Source organism: Azospirillum sp. TSO22-1 (assembly GCF_003116015.1).
Classification (GTDB): Bacteria; Pseudomonadota; Alphaproteobacteria; order Azospirillales; family Azospirillaceae; genus Azospirillum.
In genome coordinates, this window is record NZ_LGQZ01000125.1 from 1 (window position 1) to 14,877 (window position 14,877).

Annotated in this window: 14 protein-coding genes and 2 pseudogenes; 14 read left to right on the plus strand and 2 right to left on the minus strand. The window is 70.5% G+C overall.

Annotated elements, in window-relative coordinates:
- Window positions 1–2,579: pseudogene (locus TSO221_RS27595) on the minus strand (hypothetical protein); the annotation flags it as partial.
- A 683-nt stretch (window positions 2,580–3,262) separates the two neighbouring features.
- On the opposite strand from TSO221_RS27595, the gene TSO221_RS27600 reads away from it, so the two are divergent.
- The 12 genes from TSO221_RS27600 (at window position 3,263) to dhaK (ending at window position 13,254) form a co-directional block, all read left to right on the plus strand.
- On the plus strand, window positions 3,263–4,591 hold the full coding sequence (locus TSO221_RS27600; RefSeq protein ID WP_109121725.1) for an ABC transporter substrate-binding protein: 1,329 nt from the start codon (window positions 3,263–3,265) through the stop codon (window positions 4,589–4,591).
- 70 nt (window positions 4,592–4,661) lie between these two features.
- On the plus strand, window positions 4,662–5,624 hold the full coding sequence (locus TSO221_RS27605; protein ID WP_109121726.1) for a sugar ABC transporter permease: 963 nt from the start codon (window positions 4,662–4,664) through the stop codon (window positions 5,622–5,624).
- Window positions 5,621–6,568 carry a carbohydrate ABC transporter permease gene (locus tag TSO221_RS27610; RefSeq protein ID WP_109121727.1) on the plus strand — a complete coding sequence of 316 codons (948 nt, stop codon included), beginning with the start codon at window positions 5,621–5,623 and terminating at the stop codon, window positions 6,566–6,568. The genes TSO221_RS27605 and TSO221_RS27610 overlap by 4 nt, the downstream gene beginning before the upstream one ends.
- Complete coding sequence (locus TSO221_RS27615) at window positions 6,565–6,753, plus strand: hypothetical protein (RefSeq protein ID WP_109121728.1); 189 nt, start codon at window positions 6,565–6,567, stop codon at window positions 6,751–6,753. Before TSO221_RS27610 ends, TSO221_RS27615 begins: the two co-directional genes overlap by 4 nt.
- Before the next feature lie 7 nt (window positions 6,754–6,760).
- A complete protein-coding gene (locus TSO221_RS27620) occupies window positions 6,761–7,858 on the plus strand; it encodes an ABC transporter ATP-binding protein (protein ID WP_109121729.1) in 1,098 nt (365 codons plus the stop codon).
- Entirely contained in the window at window positions 7,851–8,933 is a 1,083-nt protein-coding gene (locus tag TSO221_RS27625) for an ABC transporter ATP-binding protein (RefSeq protein WP_109121730.1), read from the plus strand. The genes TSO221_RS27620 and TSO221_RS27625 overlap by 8 nt, the downstream gene beginning before the upstream one ends.
- Complete coding sequence (gene dhaL, locus TSO221_RS27630) at window positions 8,930–9,544, plus strand: dihydroxyacetone kinase subunit DhaL (protein ID WP_109121731.1); 615 nt, start codon at window positions 8,930–8,932, stop codon at window positions 9,542–9,544. Before TSO221_RS27625 ends, dhaL begins: the two co-directional genes overlap by 4 nt.
- The gene (gene dhaM / locus TSO221_RS27635) at window positions 9,541–9,933 is read left to right on the plus strand and encodes a dihydroxyacetone kinase phosphoryl donor subunit DhaM (protein WP_199229657.1); all 393 of its coding nucleotides are present in this window, start codon (window positions 9,541–9,543) and stop codon (window positions 9,931–9,933) included. The genes dhaL and dhaM overlap by 4 nt, the downstream gene beginning before the upstream one ends.
- A gap of 14 nt (window positions 9,934–9,947) precedes the next feature.
- Window positions 9,948–10,232: an HPr family phosphocarrier protein gene (locus TSO221_RS27640; protein WP_109121733.1), complete on the plus strand. Its 285-nt coding sequence runs from the start codon at window positions 9,948–9,950 to the stop codon at window positions 10,230–10,232.
- Window positions 10,222–11,817: a phosphoenolpyruvate--protein phosphotransferase gene (gene ptsP, locus TSO221_RS27645; RefSeq protein ID WP_109121734.1), complete on the plus strand. Its 1,596-nt coding sequence runs from the start codon at window positions 10,222–10,224 to the stop codon at window positions 11,815–11,817. The genes TSO221_RS27640 and ptsP overlap by 11 nt, the downstream gene beginning before the upstream one ends.
- Window positions 11,814–12,239: a hypothetical protein gene (locus tag TSO221_RS27650; RefSeq protein WP_199229658.1), complete on the plus strand. Its 426-nt coding sequence runs from the start codon at window positions 11,814–11,816 to the stop codon at window positions 12,237–12,239. The genes ptsP and TSO221_RS27650 overlap by 4 nt, the downstream gene beginning before the upstream one ends.
- A gap of 25 nt (window positions 12,240–12,264) precedes the next feature.
- Window positions 12,265–13,254 carry a dihydroxyacetone kinase subunit DhaK gene (dhaK, locus tag TSO221_RS27655; protein WP_109121736.1) on the plus strand — a complete coding sequence of 330 codons (990 nt, stop codon included), beginning with the start codon at window positions 12,265–12,267 and terminating at the stop codon, window positions 13,252–13,254.
- A gap of 567 nt (window positions 13,255–13,821) precedes the next feature.
- On the opposite strand, the pseudogene TSO221_RS36615 reads toward dhaK, so the two are convergent.
- A pseudogene (locus TSO221_RS36615) lies at window positions 13,822–14,004 on the minus strand (IS110 family transposase); the annotation flags it as partial.
- A 205-nt stretch (window positions 14,005–14,209) separates the two neighbouring features.
- Here TSO221_RS36615 and TSO221_RS27665 point away from each other — a divergent pair.
- Both TSO221_RS27665 and TSO221_RS27670 read left to right on the plus strand, forming a co-directional pair.
- Window positions 14,210–14,497, plus strand: a complete 288-nt coding sequence (locus tag TSO221_RS27665; RefSeq protein ID WP_109121737.1) for a hypothetical protein — start codon at window positions 14,210–14,212, stop codon at window positions 14,495–14,497.
- A gap of 3 nt (window positions 14,498–14,500) precedes the next feature.
- Window positions 14,501–14,818 (plus strand): hypothetical protein, encoded by a 318-nt coding sequence (locus TSO221_RS27670; RefSeq protein WP_109121738.1) that lies wholly within the window; start codon window positions 14,501–14,503, stop codon window positions 14,816–14,818.
- The last annotated feature ends 59 nt before the right edge of the window (window positions 14,819–14,877 follow it).

The following is a 14,877-nucleotide window of genomic DNA, read 5'->3' on the forward strand; positions in this document are numbered from 1 at the left end:
CCGTTCCAGTCGGCGGCCGGCACGAAGCGCAGCAGCGCGCCGGCGCCAACCAGCAGGGCCGATCCCTCCGACACCGTGCCGATGGCGCTCCAGGCCGAGCCGTCCCAGTATTGCCAGACCCCTTGCACGGCGGTGGCCGCGTTGCCGACGATGGCGACGCCGGCCAACTGGTTGGCCATGGAGCCCTCGCCGACCGCGTCGGCGGCGTCCGAGAACAGCGCCCCGAACAGCGACGACACGGAGGCCCCCGCCGGACTGGCCGTATCCTCGACGATGGCGGCCAGCATCGCCGCGGTTCCGGTGGCGACGGGGGCGTCGTTCACCGGCGTCACCAGCAGCGACAGGGTCACGGCCTCCGCCGACACGGGCGACGTGCCGCCGACCTCCGCCAGCGCGAACAGCGTCTTGCCGGCGCCGCTGAAACCGCCGCTCCAGCTCTCGTTCAGGGCGCGCAGGCCGAGCGCGGGGGCCGTGCCGGACATGTGGTCGGTGGGCAGGAAGCGCAACAGCGCGCGGCCCGGCAGCACCAGGGCGGCGCTGTCGCCGACTTGATCGATCGCCTGCCAGTCGGAACCGTCCACGCTGTACTGCCAGATGCCCACCGGCGATCCGGGGTTCGCCATCACGGCCAAGCCGATCACCGTGCCGCCGGCCGTGCCCGGCCGGAACATCGCCTCGATCAGATGGAACACGGTGAAGCCGGCCGGCGCCGCCGTTCCCTCGGCGACGGCCAGGGCCTTCGCGAAGGCTGCGGTGTCAAAATCCGGCACGGCGACGGGCGCGGGGGGATGCACCTCGCCCGGCGTGGCCGTGACGACCTTGGTGACGGTCTGCACGACGTTGGTCGGCGGCAGGGACAACGGGTCTGTGACCGAAGCCGGCTTGGCCGACGGCGCCGTGGTGCCGCCGGCCGGCACCGATGTCGGAGAGGCCGGCACGCCGCCGGTCGCCAGAGCGCCGCTCTTGCCGTCGGTGGCGGTGAAGGCGGCCAGATCCACCATCTTGGCGGCGTCCGCTTTCGCGGCGGTCGGGGCATCCGGCGCCGGCTTGTCGCCGCCGTCGGTCTTCTCGGCGGTTCCCTTGTCCTTGGGGGCGTCCTCCTGCGCCTTCACGGCGCCTTCGCCCGTCGCTTGGCCGTCCGCCGCCGGCTTCGCGGCGTCCTCCTTGGCGTCCTTCGGGGCGTCGCCTTCCTTGGTGGTGTCCTTCGGCGCGTCCTTGCCGTCCTTGGCGTCGGCGACCTGCTCCGGGGCGTCCGACGCCGGGCCGTCATGGGCCTTGGGTGCGGCGAGATCGGCCAGCGCCCTGTTTTCGGCCGACACCGGGACCGCGGTCTGCTGGGCGTTATGCTGCGCCGTGTCCGCCACCCGCCGGGCCGCCGCCACCGCCTGCCCAAGGGATTGACCGCCGGCCAGGGCCTGTCCCAGGGCCGCGCTGAACGCCCCCGCGCCGCCAAGCGCCTGGACCGCCGACGAGACGTTCTCCCCACTGGCGAGCGCGGCCATGAGCGCGTCGCCTTTCACGCCCTGCGTCGCGCTGGACAGAACGGACGCGGCCGCGACGGCGTTCTGATGCGCCGCGCCCAGCGCGCGGGTGGCGTCGCTGCCCGACGACAGGGCCGCCGCCAGCGCCCGGCCGAAATCGTCGGCCACCGCCGGATTCACGCCGGCGGCCCCGGCGAAGGACGTGACCGTCTCGGCGACGTTGCGGCCGGAGGCCAACGCCGCCGTCACGGCATCGCCCGGCTGCGGTGCCGCCGCCGCTCCGTTCATCAGCGCCGCCATGTCCGCCTGCGCCTTGGCCGAGGCGCCGAGCGCGGTGTCCGGCATCGCTCCACGGGCAAGAGCGTCGTTGAGCGTGCCGAGAAAGGCGCTGCCGCTACCCCCGCCTGCCGCCTGCACGGCGCCGGCCTGGCCGTTCGCCAGGGCCGTCAGCAGCCGGTCGCCGTCCGACGTCTCCACCAGAGCCGTGCGGGCTTGCGATTCGGCCTGCGCCGTCCGGGCGGCGGCTGTGGCGATGGACGATTCGACATCGGTTCCCGAGGACAGGACACGCTCGACATCGCTCATGAAATCAGCGGACGCGTTCGGTCCCAGCGCCTTGACGGCCTCCGGCACGGCTCCGCCGGAGGCAAGCGCCTGGGCCAGCCTTTCCGCCGGCGACAGTATGGCCGGATCGGGGGGCGATCGCTCCGGAGGCACGTTGTTCAACGCTTGCGACAAGGCCGCGATCGGATCCGCACTGCCGGCAGGCCGGGACAGCTGATCCATGACGCCGTCGAACAGTGCCCGGCTCAATGGCGCCGTTTCCGCCGGGTCGGCCGTCGGGCTGGAGACATCCTGCCCCTGGGCCAAAGCGGTCATCAGACGCTGCTCGGCGGTCAGCGGGACGGCCTCGGCCGCCTCCGCGGTCCGGGCGGCCGTGGCGTTCACGAGGCGGGCGGCGCGTGCCATCGATTCTTCGGGCGTTTCGGACACGCCGACACCCTCGACGAAGCCCTTCACCCAGCGGTCCGCCAGATCGCCGGCCGTCCGCCCCGACACACCCTGCCCTTGCAAAGCCGTGGCAATCTTGTGCTGCACGGCCTCGATCCCGTCGGCTTTTCCCCCGAAGAGCATCGTCGATGCTTCGGTAGTCAGTTCCATTGGAATAGACAACCGGAGATGCGTATCAGTGCTTTCAACCATGTCACGATTTTCGAGCACACGCCACTCCGATGTATGCCGGCAACCACTCCCGGCTATATCGAGTTTCTAAAAATATAATTAACAACTCATTTCATTGCCAAGACAAGCCGTGCATCTTTCGTAAATGACGATATGCTTTGGCTTTGACCCATTATTTTCGTATGGTTATTCATTTGATAATAAGGATACATGGGAAGGCTCTGCTGGAAACTCTGAGCGGAGCCACAAGGGCGACCGCCGGAGCCGCTGCCGTGATCACGCAGCCCGATCAACGCATCCATCAAAAAGGAGTGGCGGCCGATTTACGGTCTTGATTACTCCCACGCTCCGTCCGCTACACATCATTTCGTATACATGCAAACCGGCTGCAAACGGGGCCGGCAATGCCTCGGCCAAGCAGCCGGTTCATTCCACGCCCGCAACCGTTGGCTTACGCAATAATCCGCAATACCGACTTGACAGCCGGTGTGTTTAGTGAAATCGTCTTCGCTAAGCAAATCACTAAACATCTCCGGCATCCGGCAGCGGGTGGGGATGGCCTCTCCCGGCGGGTGGCGGGCGTTCCTTGGGAGGGAAGCATGCGGACTCCGGTGACCTTGATGTGCGCCGCCGCGGCGCTCGGGCTCGTCGCGACGGCGGCTCAACCGGCCATGGCGCAGACAAAGCAGTTGACACTGTGCTGGGCCGCGTGGGACCCGGCGAACGCCCTGGTCGAACTCTCGAAGGACTTCACCGCCAAGTCGGGCATCGGCATGAAGTTCGAGTTCGTGCCGTGGACCAGCTACGCCGACCGCTTCCTCAACGAGCTCAACTCCAAGGGCAAGCTGTGCGACCTGATCATCGGCGACAGCCAGTGGATCGGCGGCGCGGCGGAGAACGGCCACTACGTCAAGCTCAACGACTTCTTCAAGCGTGAAGGCATCACCATGGATGACTTCATGCCGGCGACGGTCACCGGCTATTCCGAGTGGCCGAAGAAAACGCCGAACTATTGGGCGCTGCCGGCGATGGGCGACGCCATCGGCTGGACCTACCGCAAGGATTGGTTCTCCCGCCCCGACATCAAGGCGGCGTTCCAGCAGAAGGCCGGCCGCGAACTGGTCCCGCCGAAGACCTGGGACGAGCTGAAGGAGGTGGCCTCCTTCTTCCAGGGCCGCGAGATCGACGGCCGCAAGGTGTACGGCGCCTACATCTACACCGAGCGCGGCTCGGAAGGCATCACCATGGGCGTCACCAACGCGCTGTACGCCTTCGGATTCAAGTACGAGGACCCGAACAAGCCGTACAGCATGCAGGGCTTCGTCAACTCCGCCGACGCCGTCAAGGGGCTGGAGTTCTACAAGCAGCTCTACGAGTGCTGCACCGCGCCGGGCATGACCAACGCCTACATGCAGGAGGGGCTGGACGCCTTCAAGTCGGGGCAGGTGGCGATGCAGATGAACTTCTTCGCCTTCTTCCCCGGCCTCCACAAGGACCCGAACGTCGGCGGCGACAAGATCGGCTTCTTCGTCAACCCGATGCAGAAGGAGCGCGGCACCCAGCTCGGCGGCCAGGGCATCTCGGTGGTCGCCTATTCCGAGCGGCGCGACGACGCACTCCAATACATCAAATGGTTTGCCCAACCGGACGTGCAGAAGAAGTGGTGGTCGCTCGGCGGCTATTCCTGTCACAAGGCGGTGCTGAACGATCCGAACTTCCCGAAGAGCGCGCCGTTCGCCGCCGATTTCCTGACCTCCATGGGCATGGTGAAGGACTTCTGGGCGGAACCGTCGTACGCCACGCTGCTGCTCGACATGCAAAAGCGCATGCACGACTACGTCATCGCCAACCAGGGCACGGCGCAGCAGGCGCTCGACCTGCTGATCCGCGACTGGACCAAGGTGTTCAAGGACGACGGCAAGATCTGAGGCGGACCGCGCCCCCGGCCTGTCCGGGCCGGGGGCATCCTTTCCGGATCATCGCAGAAGCGGCCCTCCCATGACTCACACCTCAAGCCTCCACGCGCTGGCGCGCCGCGCCGGTGCGGCCACGCCGCCGGCCTTCGCGGCGCGAGTGCGCGGCCTGTCCGACCGCGCGGTCGCCTGGCTGTTCATCACGCCGACCATCGTTCTCCTGTTGGCCATCAACGTCTTCCCGCTGATCTGGACGATCCGGCTGTCGTTCACCAACTACCGCGCCAACCGGCCGAACGCGCCGCTGCGCTGGGTCGGGCTGGAGAACTACACCAGCATCCTCTCCGACCCCGACGTCTGGCACGCCATGCAGACGACGGCGCACTTCGTCGTCTGGTCGATCGCGCTGCAGGTGCTGCTGGGCTTCGGGCTGGCGCTGCTGATCAACCGGCAGTTCCGCGGGCACGGCTTCTGGACCACGGTGATCCTGTTGCCGATGATGCTGTCGCCGGCCGTGGTCGGCAATTTCTGGACCTTCCTGTTCCAGCCGCAGACCGGCCTCTTCAACACCATCGTCGCCGTCCTCGCGGGCCGCGACCCCAGCTCGTTCCAGATGATCGGCGACGTCGCGCTGGCGCCGTGGGCGATCGTCCTGGTCGATACCTGGATGTGGACGCCGTACGTCATGCTGATCTGTCTGGCCGGGCTGCGTTCCATCCCCGACGACCTCTACGAGGCGGCGGAGGTCGACCGCGCCGGGCCATGGCGGCGGTTCTGGTCGATCACCCTGCCGATGGTGCTGCCGTTCCTGATGCTGGCGGTGCTGTTCCGCGGCATCGAGAACTTCAAGATGTTCGACATGGTCAATTTGCTGACCTCCGGCGGGCCGGGATCGACCACCGAGGTCGCCTCGATCACCCTCAAGCGCGAGGCGTTCGAGAAGTGGCGGACCGGCTATTCCTCGGCCTTCGCGGTGATCCTGTTCGTCACCGTGTTCGGGCTGGCCAACATCTACGTCAAGGTCCTCAACGGGGTGAAGCAGCGATGAGCGGAGCCACTCCCATCACCTCGAAGGCGCAGGCCTGGGGCCGGCGCATCGCCGGGGCGGCGGTAATCGCCTACGCGCTGGTCACCCTGGTGCCGATCCTGTGGATCGTCCAGACCGGCTTCAAGACGCCGTCCGACGCCATCGCCTACCCACCGAAGATCGTCGCTGAGCCGTCGCTGGAGGGCTACGTCAACCTGTTCACCACCCGCTCGCGCCAGGCGCCGGAGTACATCGCCGCGCTGCCGCCGGCCGACGGCTGGGTGGACCGGCTGGTCCGCTCGCGCAACATGGTGGTGGCCGGGCCGTCGAAGTTCGGCGAGCGCTTCGTCAACTCGCTGGTGATCGGCTTCGGATCGACCTTCCTGGCGGTGTTCCTCGGCACGCTGGCGGCCTACGGCTTCTCGCGCTTCAAGGTGCCGCTCAAGGACGACCTGCTGTTCTTCATCCTGTCCACCCGGATGATGCCGCCGATCGCCGTGGCGATCCCGATCTTCCTGATGTACCGCGCGCTCGGCCTGACCGACACGCACCTCGGCATGATCCTGCTCTACACGGCGGTCAACGTGTCGCTGGCGGTGTGGCTGCTGAAGGGCTTCATCGACGAGATCCCGCGCGAGTACGAGGAGGCGGCGCTGATCGACGGCTACTCGCGCCTCGCCGCCTTCCGCAAGGTGGTGCTGCCGCAGGCCGCCACCGGTATCGCCGCCACCGCCATCTTCTGCCTGATCTTCGCCTGGAACGAGTACGCCTTCGCGGTGCTGCTGACCTCGGGCGAGGCGCAGACGCTGCCGCCCTTCATTCCCTTCATCATCGGCGAGGGCGGGCAGGACTGGCCGGCGGTCGCCGCCGGGACCACACTGTTCCTGGTGCCCATCGTGGTGTTCACCGTGATCCTGCGCAAGCACCTGCTGCGCGGCATCACCTTCGGCGCGGTGCGGCGATGAGCGCGCCCGGCAAATGGCCGCGCATCCTGCGCCGCCGGCCATGGGAGAACGCGGCGACCGCGCTGATCGGGGTGGGGGCGGTCATGCTGATGCAGCCGTTCTCGCTGGAGCTCTACGGCTGGTCGTTCGCGGTGATCCTGGCCGGCACCGCCGCCTTCCTCGTCGTCAGCCATTTCCCGGAGTAGACCCGCCATGGCCGAGATCCGGATCGAGAACGTGCGCAAGGAGTTCGCCGGCTTCGTCGCCGTTCAGGGCTCGACGCTGACCATCGCGGACGGCACCTTCTTCGTCATGCTGGGGCCGTCCGGCTGCGGCAAGACGACGACGCTGCGCATGATCGCCGGGCTGGAGCTGCCGACCTCCGGCCGCATCCTGCTGGACGGCGAGGACGTGACCATGCGGCGCGCGGCGGAGCGCGACATCGCCTTCGTCTTCCAGATGTACGCGCTCTACCCGCACATGGACGTGCGCGGCAACATCGCCTTCCCGCTGCGCTGCCAGGGCGTGCCGCGCGCCGAGATCCGCCGCCGGGTCGAGGAGACCGCGCGCCTGCTGCGCATCGGCGACCTGCTCGACCGGCCGGTGTCCGGCCTGTCCGGCGGCGACCGCCAGCGGGTGGCGCTCGGCCGCGCCATCGTGCGCCAGCCCAAGGCGTTCCTGATGGACGAGCCGCTGGGGGCGCTGGACAGCGAGTTCCGTCACCTGATGTGCGGCGAGCTGCGCGACCTGCACGACCGGCTGGGCGCCACCACCGTCTACGTCACCCACGACCAGCTGGAGGCGATGTCCATGGCGGACCGCATCGCCGTGATGAACCACGGCGTCATCGAGCAGCACGGCCCCCCACAGGAGATCTACGACCGGCCGGCGACCATGTACGTGGCCGATTTCCTCGGCTCGCCGCCGATGAACTTCCTGTCCTTCCGCGGTGCGGTGCGCAGCGGCGACCGCCGGGTGGTCATCGACGCCGCGGCGGTGCCGGTGCCGGAGCTGCACGAGGACCGCGCCGAGGGCCTGCTGGCGCTCGGCGTGCGGCCGGAGCACGTGCGTTTCGACGACGCGGCGGACCTGCGCGGCGCGGTGGTCGGGGCGGAGTACATGGGCACCACCCAGATCGTCACCGTCACCACCGCCGCCGGCGCCCTCAAGGCGCGCATCCCCGCCAATCGGCCGGTGCGCACCGGGGAGACGGTGGGCCTGAGCTTCCGCGCCGCCGGCCTCGCGGTGTTCGACGCCGGGTCCGGTCGCGCCCTGCGCAGCGAGCTGTACGATCAGGTGCGGCATGGCTGAGGTGGCGCTGAACGGGGTGTCGCGGCGCTACGGCCCGACCGTGGCGGTGGACGACCTGAACCTGACCGTCGGCGACGGCGAGCTGGTGGTGCTGCTGGGGCCGACCGGCGCCGGCAAGACCACGACGCTGCGCCTCGTCGCCGGGCTGGAGCGGCCGGACGCCGGGACGGTGTCGATCGGCGGCCATCCGATGGCCGGGGTGCCGCCGGCCGGGCGCGACGTCGCCTTCGTCTTCCAGCAGTTCTCGCTGTACCCGCACCTCTCGGTGTTCGACAACCTGGCCTTCCCGCTGCGCTCGCCGCTGCACCGCCAGCCGGAGCCGGCGGTCCGCGCCCGCGTCGAGGAGATCGCGGCGCTGCTGCGGATCGGGCACAAGCTGGGCAACCGGGCAACCCGCCTGTCGGGCGGCGAGATGCAGCGCGTGGCGATCGGCCGCGCCCTGGTTCGCCGCCCGGCGGTGTACCTGATGGACGAGCCGCTGTCGGCGCTCGACGCCAAGCTGCGCGCCGGGCTGCGGCTGGAGCTGAAGCGCATCAAGGACGAGCTGGGGACCACCATCCTCTACGTCACCCACGACCAGATCGAGGCGATGACGCTGGCCACCCGCATCGGCGTGCTCGACCGCGGGCGGCTCCTGCAGATCGGCACCCCGCGCGAGGTGTACGAGCGGCCGTGCTCGGTGCACGTCGCCGCCCGGCTCGGCACGCCGGCGATCAACCTGTTCCCGGCCGGGCTGCTGCCCGCCCCCGGGGCGCCGCCCGGCACCCGCACCATCGGCGCCCGAACCGAGCACCTTCGCCTCGGCCCCCCCGACGGCTCGCTGGGCCCGGCCGCCCGGCCGGCGCTGGTGCGCCGGGTCGAGCACCTGGGCGACCAGAGCTACCTGCACCTGGAGACCGGCGGGCATGCGCTGGTGGTGCTGGCCGATCCGCATGCGCCGCTGCGCGCCGGCGACACGATTGCGGTTGAACTGGTGGCGCCGCTGTGCTTCGACGCGGCGGGCGACCGCATCGAGGCCGCCCCGCCGGTGGGCGAGCCGGCGACCGTCATCCCCTTGCGGAGGGCACAGTCATGAACACCGACGCCGCGGCGCGCGCCCGGTTGATCCGCGCGATCGCCGAAACGGTGCTCGCGCACGCCGACGAACTGACCGACCTCGACCAGGCGATCGGCGACGGCGACCACGGGCTCAACATGAAGCGCGGCTTCGAGACCGTGCTCGCCGAATCCGCGACGCTGGCCGAGCAGCCGCTGCCGGCGATGCTCACCGGGATCGGCAAGACGCTGGTGATGCGCGTCGGCGGCGCCTCGGGGCCGCTCTACGGTACGCTGTTCCTGACGCTGGGCAAGACGCTGCCGGCGGAACCGACCGCCGCCGAGGCGGGTGCGGCGCTGGCGGCGGCGGTGGACGCGGTGAAGGCGCGCGGCAAGTCGGAGGCCGGGCAGAAGACGATGCTTGACGTGCTGGTCCCGGTGCTCGACGACCTGAAGGCGGGCGGTGCTGGCCTGCCGGCGCGGCTCGCCATGGTGGCGCACGCGGCGGCGGAGGCGACGGTGCCGATGCGCGCGGTGCGCGGGCGCGCGTCCTTCCTGGGCGAGCGCAGCATCGGGCACATGGACCCGGGAGCGCGGTCGTCCGCGCTGATGGTGGACGCGGTGGTGGCATGGTTGGAGGAACAGGCGTGAGTAAGAACGTGGGCATCGTCATCGTCTCGCATTCGCCCGACGTGGCGCGCGGCACGGCCGACATGGTCCGCCAGATGGTCGGCGACGACGTGCCGCTGGCGTGGTGCGGCGGCAACCCGGACGGCGGCCTGGGCACCAGCGTGCCGGCCATCCTGGACGCCATCGACCGCGCGTGGTCGGAGCGTGGGGTTGCCATCCTGGTCGACCTCGGCGGCGCCGAGACCAACAGCGAGATGGCCATCGAGATGCTGCCGGAGGAGCGCGCCGGCCGGGTGCTGCTGTGCAACGCCCCCATCGTCGAGGGCGCGGTGATGGCCGGGACCGAGGCGTCGGCCGGCTCGACGCTGGAGGAGGTGCGCCGCACCGCCGAAGAATTGAGGCCGGCGTGAGAGGGGACGGTACGATGAACGGCCACAGCCACGGGTCGGTCCTGATGCGCCACGAGGTCGGGCTGCACGCCCGCCCCTCGGTGAAGCTGACCAAGCTGGCCAAGAGCTTCCGCAGCCGGATCGATCTCGGCCTGTCGGCGGACGGCCCGTGGATCGACGCCAAGAGCATCGTCAAGGTGATGGCGGCCAAGGCGCCGAAGGACACCGTGCTGCACTTCCGCGCCGAGGGTGACGACGCCGCCGCCGCCGTGTCGGCGCTGGTCGGGCTGGTCGAGCGGGACTTCGGCGATGGCGATTGAGGAGCGCCGGCAGGGACGGGCGGCGGCCCCCGGTCTGGCGTCCGGGCCATTGCTGATTCTCGACGACGGCGCCACATCGGCGCGGGTCGCCGGGGCGCCGCTCCAGGAGGACGCGGCCCTGCGCGCCGCCATGGCGGCGGCGGCCGGGGATCTGGCGGCGCTCGTCGCCGGGGCCGGCGACGACGAGGCGGCGGGCGTGCTGGCCTTCCAGATGGCCCTGCTGGAGGACGACGCGCTGACCGAGGCGGCGTTCGCCGCCATCGCCGAAGGCACGCCCGCCGACGTGGCGTTCCGTGCTGCGCTCGACGCCCAGGTCGCCGACTACGCGGCGGCCGAGGACGCCTATTTCCGGGCGCGGGCAGCGGACCTGGAGGATCTGCGCGACCGGGTGCTGCGGCGGTTGGCCGGCGTGGACGACCGCGCCCTGCCCGGCGACGCCATCCTGGTCGCGCGCGACCTGCCGCCGTCGCGTTTCCTGGCCGTGCCCTGGTCGGGCGGCGGCTTGGCGCTCGGCCGAGGCAGCGCCACCAGCCACGTGGCGATCCTGGCGCGGGCGCGCGGCGTCCCGATGGTGGTGGGCGCCGACGTGGGGGGCCTGCTCGACGGCACCCCTGCCCTGCTCGACGGCGACGCCGGCACGCTGGTGCTGCGGCCGGACGCGGCCACATCCGCCGCCTTCGCCGACCAACGCGCCGAACGGGCGGAGCGCCGGGCGTTCGAGGCGGGTTTCCTCGCCAAGCCGGCCGTCACGGCGGATGGCGAGCGGGTGCGGGTGATGGTCAACATCGCCGGGCCGGACGATCTGGCGACGCTCGACCCCGCGCACGTGGACGGCGTCGGGCTGGTGCGCACCGAGTTCCTGTTCCACGGTCGCGACCGCCTGCCCGACGAGGAGGAGCAGCTCGCCGTCTACCGCCGCATCCTCGACTGGGCCGGCGGCCGGCCGGTGACCATCCGCACGCTGGACGCCGGCGGCGACAAGCCGGTCCCCGGCCTGACCCGGCCGGGCGAGAGCAACCCGTTCCTCGGCGTGCGCGGCGTGCGGCTGTCGCTGCGCCGGCCCGACGTGTTCCTGGTGCAGCTGCGGGCCTTGGCCCGCGCCGCCACCTCGGGCAACCTCAAGGTCATGGTGCCGATGGTCTCCCTGCCCGAGGAGCTGCGGCGCTGCCGCACCCTGCTCGACGAGGCGCTGGCGGCCCTGGCGGCGGCGGGCGTGCCGGCCGCCCGGCCGCCGCTCGGCATGATGGTGGAGGTGCCGGCGGCGGCTCTGGCCGTCGCCGCCTTCGACGCCGATTTCCTGTCCATCGGCAGCAACGACCTGATCCAGTACACCATGGCCGCCAGCCGCGACGAACCCGACCTCGCCGACCTCGCCGAGCCGTCGCCGGCCGTGGTCGAGCTGATCGCCCGCGTCGCCGCGCACGGTGCGGCGACCGGCCGCGAGGTCAGCCTGTGCGGTGACCTCGGCGGCGAGCCGGGGCACCTGCCGATGCTGCTGGGCGCCGGCCTGCGCACGCTGTCGATGGCGCCGCCCGCCGTCGCCGCGATCAAGGCGGCGGTCGGTCGATGGAAGGCCGCGCCGTGACCGCCCCGCCCTCCCCCGCCGGCAACGTCGACGATCCACCGCTGGTCGCCTACAAGCGCGTCCTCCAGCAGGTGCTGGCGCTGCGGCCGTCGGGCACGCGGCAGCGGCTGGCCGAGGCGATGGGCAAGAATCGCAGCTTCGTGTCGCAGCTGACCAACCCGACGAACCCGACGCCGGTGCCGGCGCAGCACATCGAGCTGATCTTCGACATCTGCCACTTCGCGCCGGCCGAGCGCGAGGCGTTCCTCGCCGCCTACCGACGCGCCCATCCGCGCCGGCTGCGGCTGCCGCACGAGCACCACCGCGCCCGCCGGATCAGCGTCGAGGTGCCCGACCTCGGCGACGAGGAGCGCAACCGCCGCCTGGACGCCATCGTCACCGAGTTCGCCGCGAAGATCGCCCACCTGCTGCACGACATCTAGCAACACCGGGGAGGAGACAACGACCATGAAGAAGCTGATCAACAGCGTCGACACCGTGCTCAGCGAGAGCCTCGCCGGCTTCGCCGCCGCCCACGCCGACATCGTCGCCGCCGACCCGGAGGGCCGCTTCGTGCGCCGCGCCGCCGCAACTCCGGGCAAGGTGGCGCTGATTTCCGGCGGCGGTTCGGGGCACGAGCCGCTGCACGCCGGCTTCGTCGGGCGCGGCATGCTCGACGCCGCGTGTCCGGGGCAGGTCTTCACCTCGCCCACCCCCGACCAGATGATCGCCGCCGCCGAGGCGGTGGAGAGCGGCGCCGGCGTCCTCTTCATCGTCAAGAACTACGAAGGCGACGTGATGAACTTCGACATGGCGCGGGAGATGCTGGACCGGCCGGTCGCCACCGTTCTCACCAACGACGACGTGGCGGTGGAGACGTCGAGCTACTCCACCGGCCGGCGCGGCGTGGCCGGGACGCTGATCGTCGAGAAGGTCGTCGGCGCCGCCGCCGAGGAGGGCCGCGACCTCGCCGCCCTGCGGGATCTGGGCGAGCGGGTCAACGGCCGCACCCGCTCCATGGGGGTGGCGCTGACCAGCTGCACGGTGCCCGCCGCCGGCAAGCCGACCTTCACGCTGGGCGAGGGCGAGATGGAGATGGGTGTGGGCATCCACGGCGAGCCGGGCCGCCGCCGCGTGCCGCTGATGAGCGCCGACGCCATCGCGGCGGAGATGGTGGACGCGGTGCTGGGCGACCTCGCCGACCAGGCGTCGGGCGACGCGCTGCTGCTGGTCAACGGCTTCGGCGGCACGCCGCTGATGGAGCTGTACCTGATGTACGACGCCGTCCGCCGCCGCCTGACCGGCAGCGGCGTGACCATCGCCCGTTCGCTGGTCGGGAACCACGTCACGTCGCTGGAGATGGCCGGGTGCTCGGTCACGCTGTCGATGCTCGACGCGGAGACGCGGGCGCTGTGGGACGCGCCGGTTCACACGGCGGCGCTGCGCTGGGGGGTGTGACCGACGAAGCCTTCAGGCGGGGCCTTCCGGGATCCGAGGCGCCGGTTTGTGGGCCAGCTCACAGCGTTCGGCCGAGTTCGGCTCAAGACTGGGGCCTTTCCGGCGCCAGCATGAAGCCAAGGCGCCGCCAGACAAGGACTTCCGCCATGCGCCTCCCGCTATTGCTCGCAAGCCTGTCGATCATGGTTCCCCTCGCCGTCGCCGCGTCGGCGGGCGAACTCGTCAACCCCATCGCCAAGTCGAAGTGTGCCGAGGTCTACACCTTTGCCGCCGGCTCCACCCCATGCATCGCCACGCCGAGGCCCGGCACATCGATGTTCCCTCGGCTCCCGACAGACCCCACCTCCGGCATCGTTCCGCCCGGCTTGCACATGCCGCCCATGGGGACGGCCATGCCTGGTCCACTGGCCAGCCGCGGCTGCAACGGTCCGAACCTGTGCGCGTACACGAAAAAGCCGGCTGGAATACCTTGAGGTGAGCATCCGGTGAGCGCCGCGGCCAAGCGCGCGTCACTGGCTTCACGTAGGTCACCATCAGGACTCTGCGTGACGATCGAGCCGAACCGTGCCCTTGCGGGATGACGTGCCCGCGCTCCAGCAGCAGGGTGCGAACATGGTTGATCAGTGCCGTGCGCCCGGCCGCCAGCCGCTCCCGCGCCCGGTGGAGCGCCTGCGTGTCCGATTGCGCGGCGCTCGTCACCGGCACAAAGCGCGTCGTCGGCCGGGTCGCCGCTTCAGCGATCGCCTCCGCCGCGAACGCCAACAGCCCGTCCCTCTTGATCCGCGCTCCGCACCTCTCCTCTTGAAACGCTCTGCGATCATGAACGATCGCTCCGAGAGGGGGCCATCTCATAATTTTATGCGAATGATTCTCACTTGCAATATCGCGTTGGCATGGCTAATCTTCTGACCGAATATCCGATTTTGATGTGCCGGAAGCGAACGGAAACGCCAAGATGGTGGAAACCCTCGTTCACAGCTTGGCTCTGGCCGCGACGGTGGCTGGCGCGATCTGTCTCTATCTGACGGCACCACACCAGCGGTGGCTGGCCCGCGCCCTCCTCGCCCGTCCCGGCCGCACCGCGGGAACGCTCGCCTTGCTGGCGGGGTGGCTGCTGTGGTCGACGGTGCTGCATCCGGTCACGGCCGCCTTCACCAGCCTGACCGTGACGATGATGCTGGTCACCGCCCTGCCCTTCGCCGGCGCCGCCCGTGCCATAGCCCGTTCGCGGCAGGGAAGCTGAGCCATGGCGGACGTCCGTCCCGACTCCCCGCCGCAACCTCCAGTCCGCCCGGACTGGTGGAGCAAGAGCCTCGCCGGCGTGCTGCTGGGATTCACGCTGGCGATCGCCCTGTCGGGGCTGATCACCTGGCTCGGTCCGGGCGGACCGGCGGCGATCAACAAATACCAGTTCACCATGTGGATCGTCGCCCCGATCTGGCTCGGTGTGGTCAGCTTCTGCTTCCTGTTCCGCAGCGGGCTCCGCGCCTGGCTGTGGCTGGGCGGCGCCAACCTCATCGCCTTTGCGGCGCTGCTGGCCAGCCGGGGCCGGCTGCCTCACTGAACGGGCCGCTCGCCGGTCGCCGCCGGGCGTCTTCCGCCCCGCCCCCAACACCGTGATCC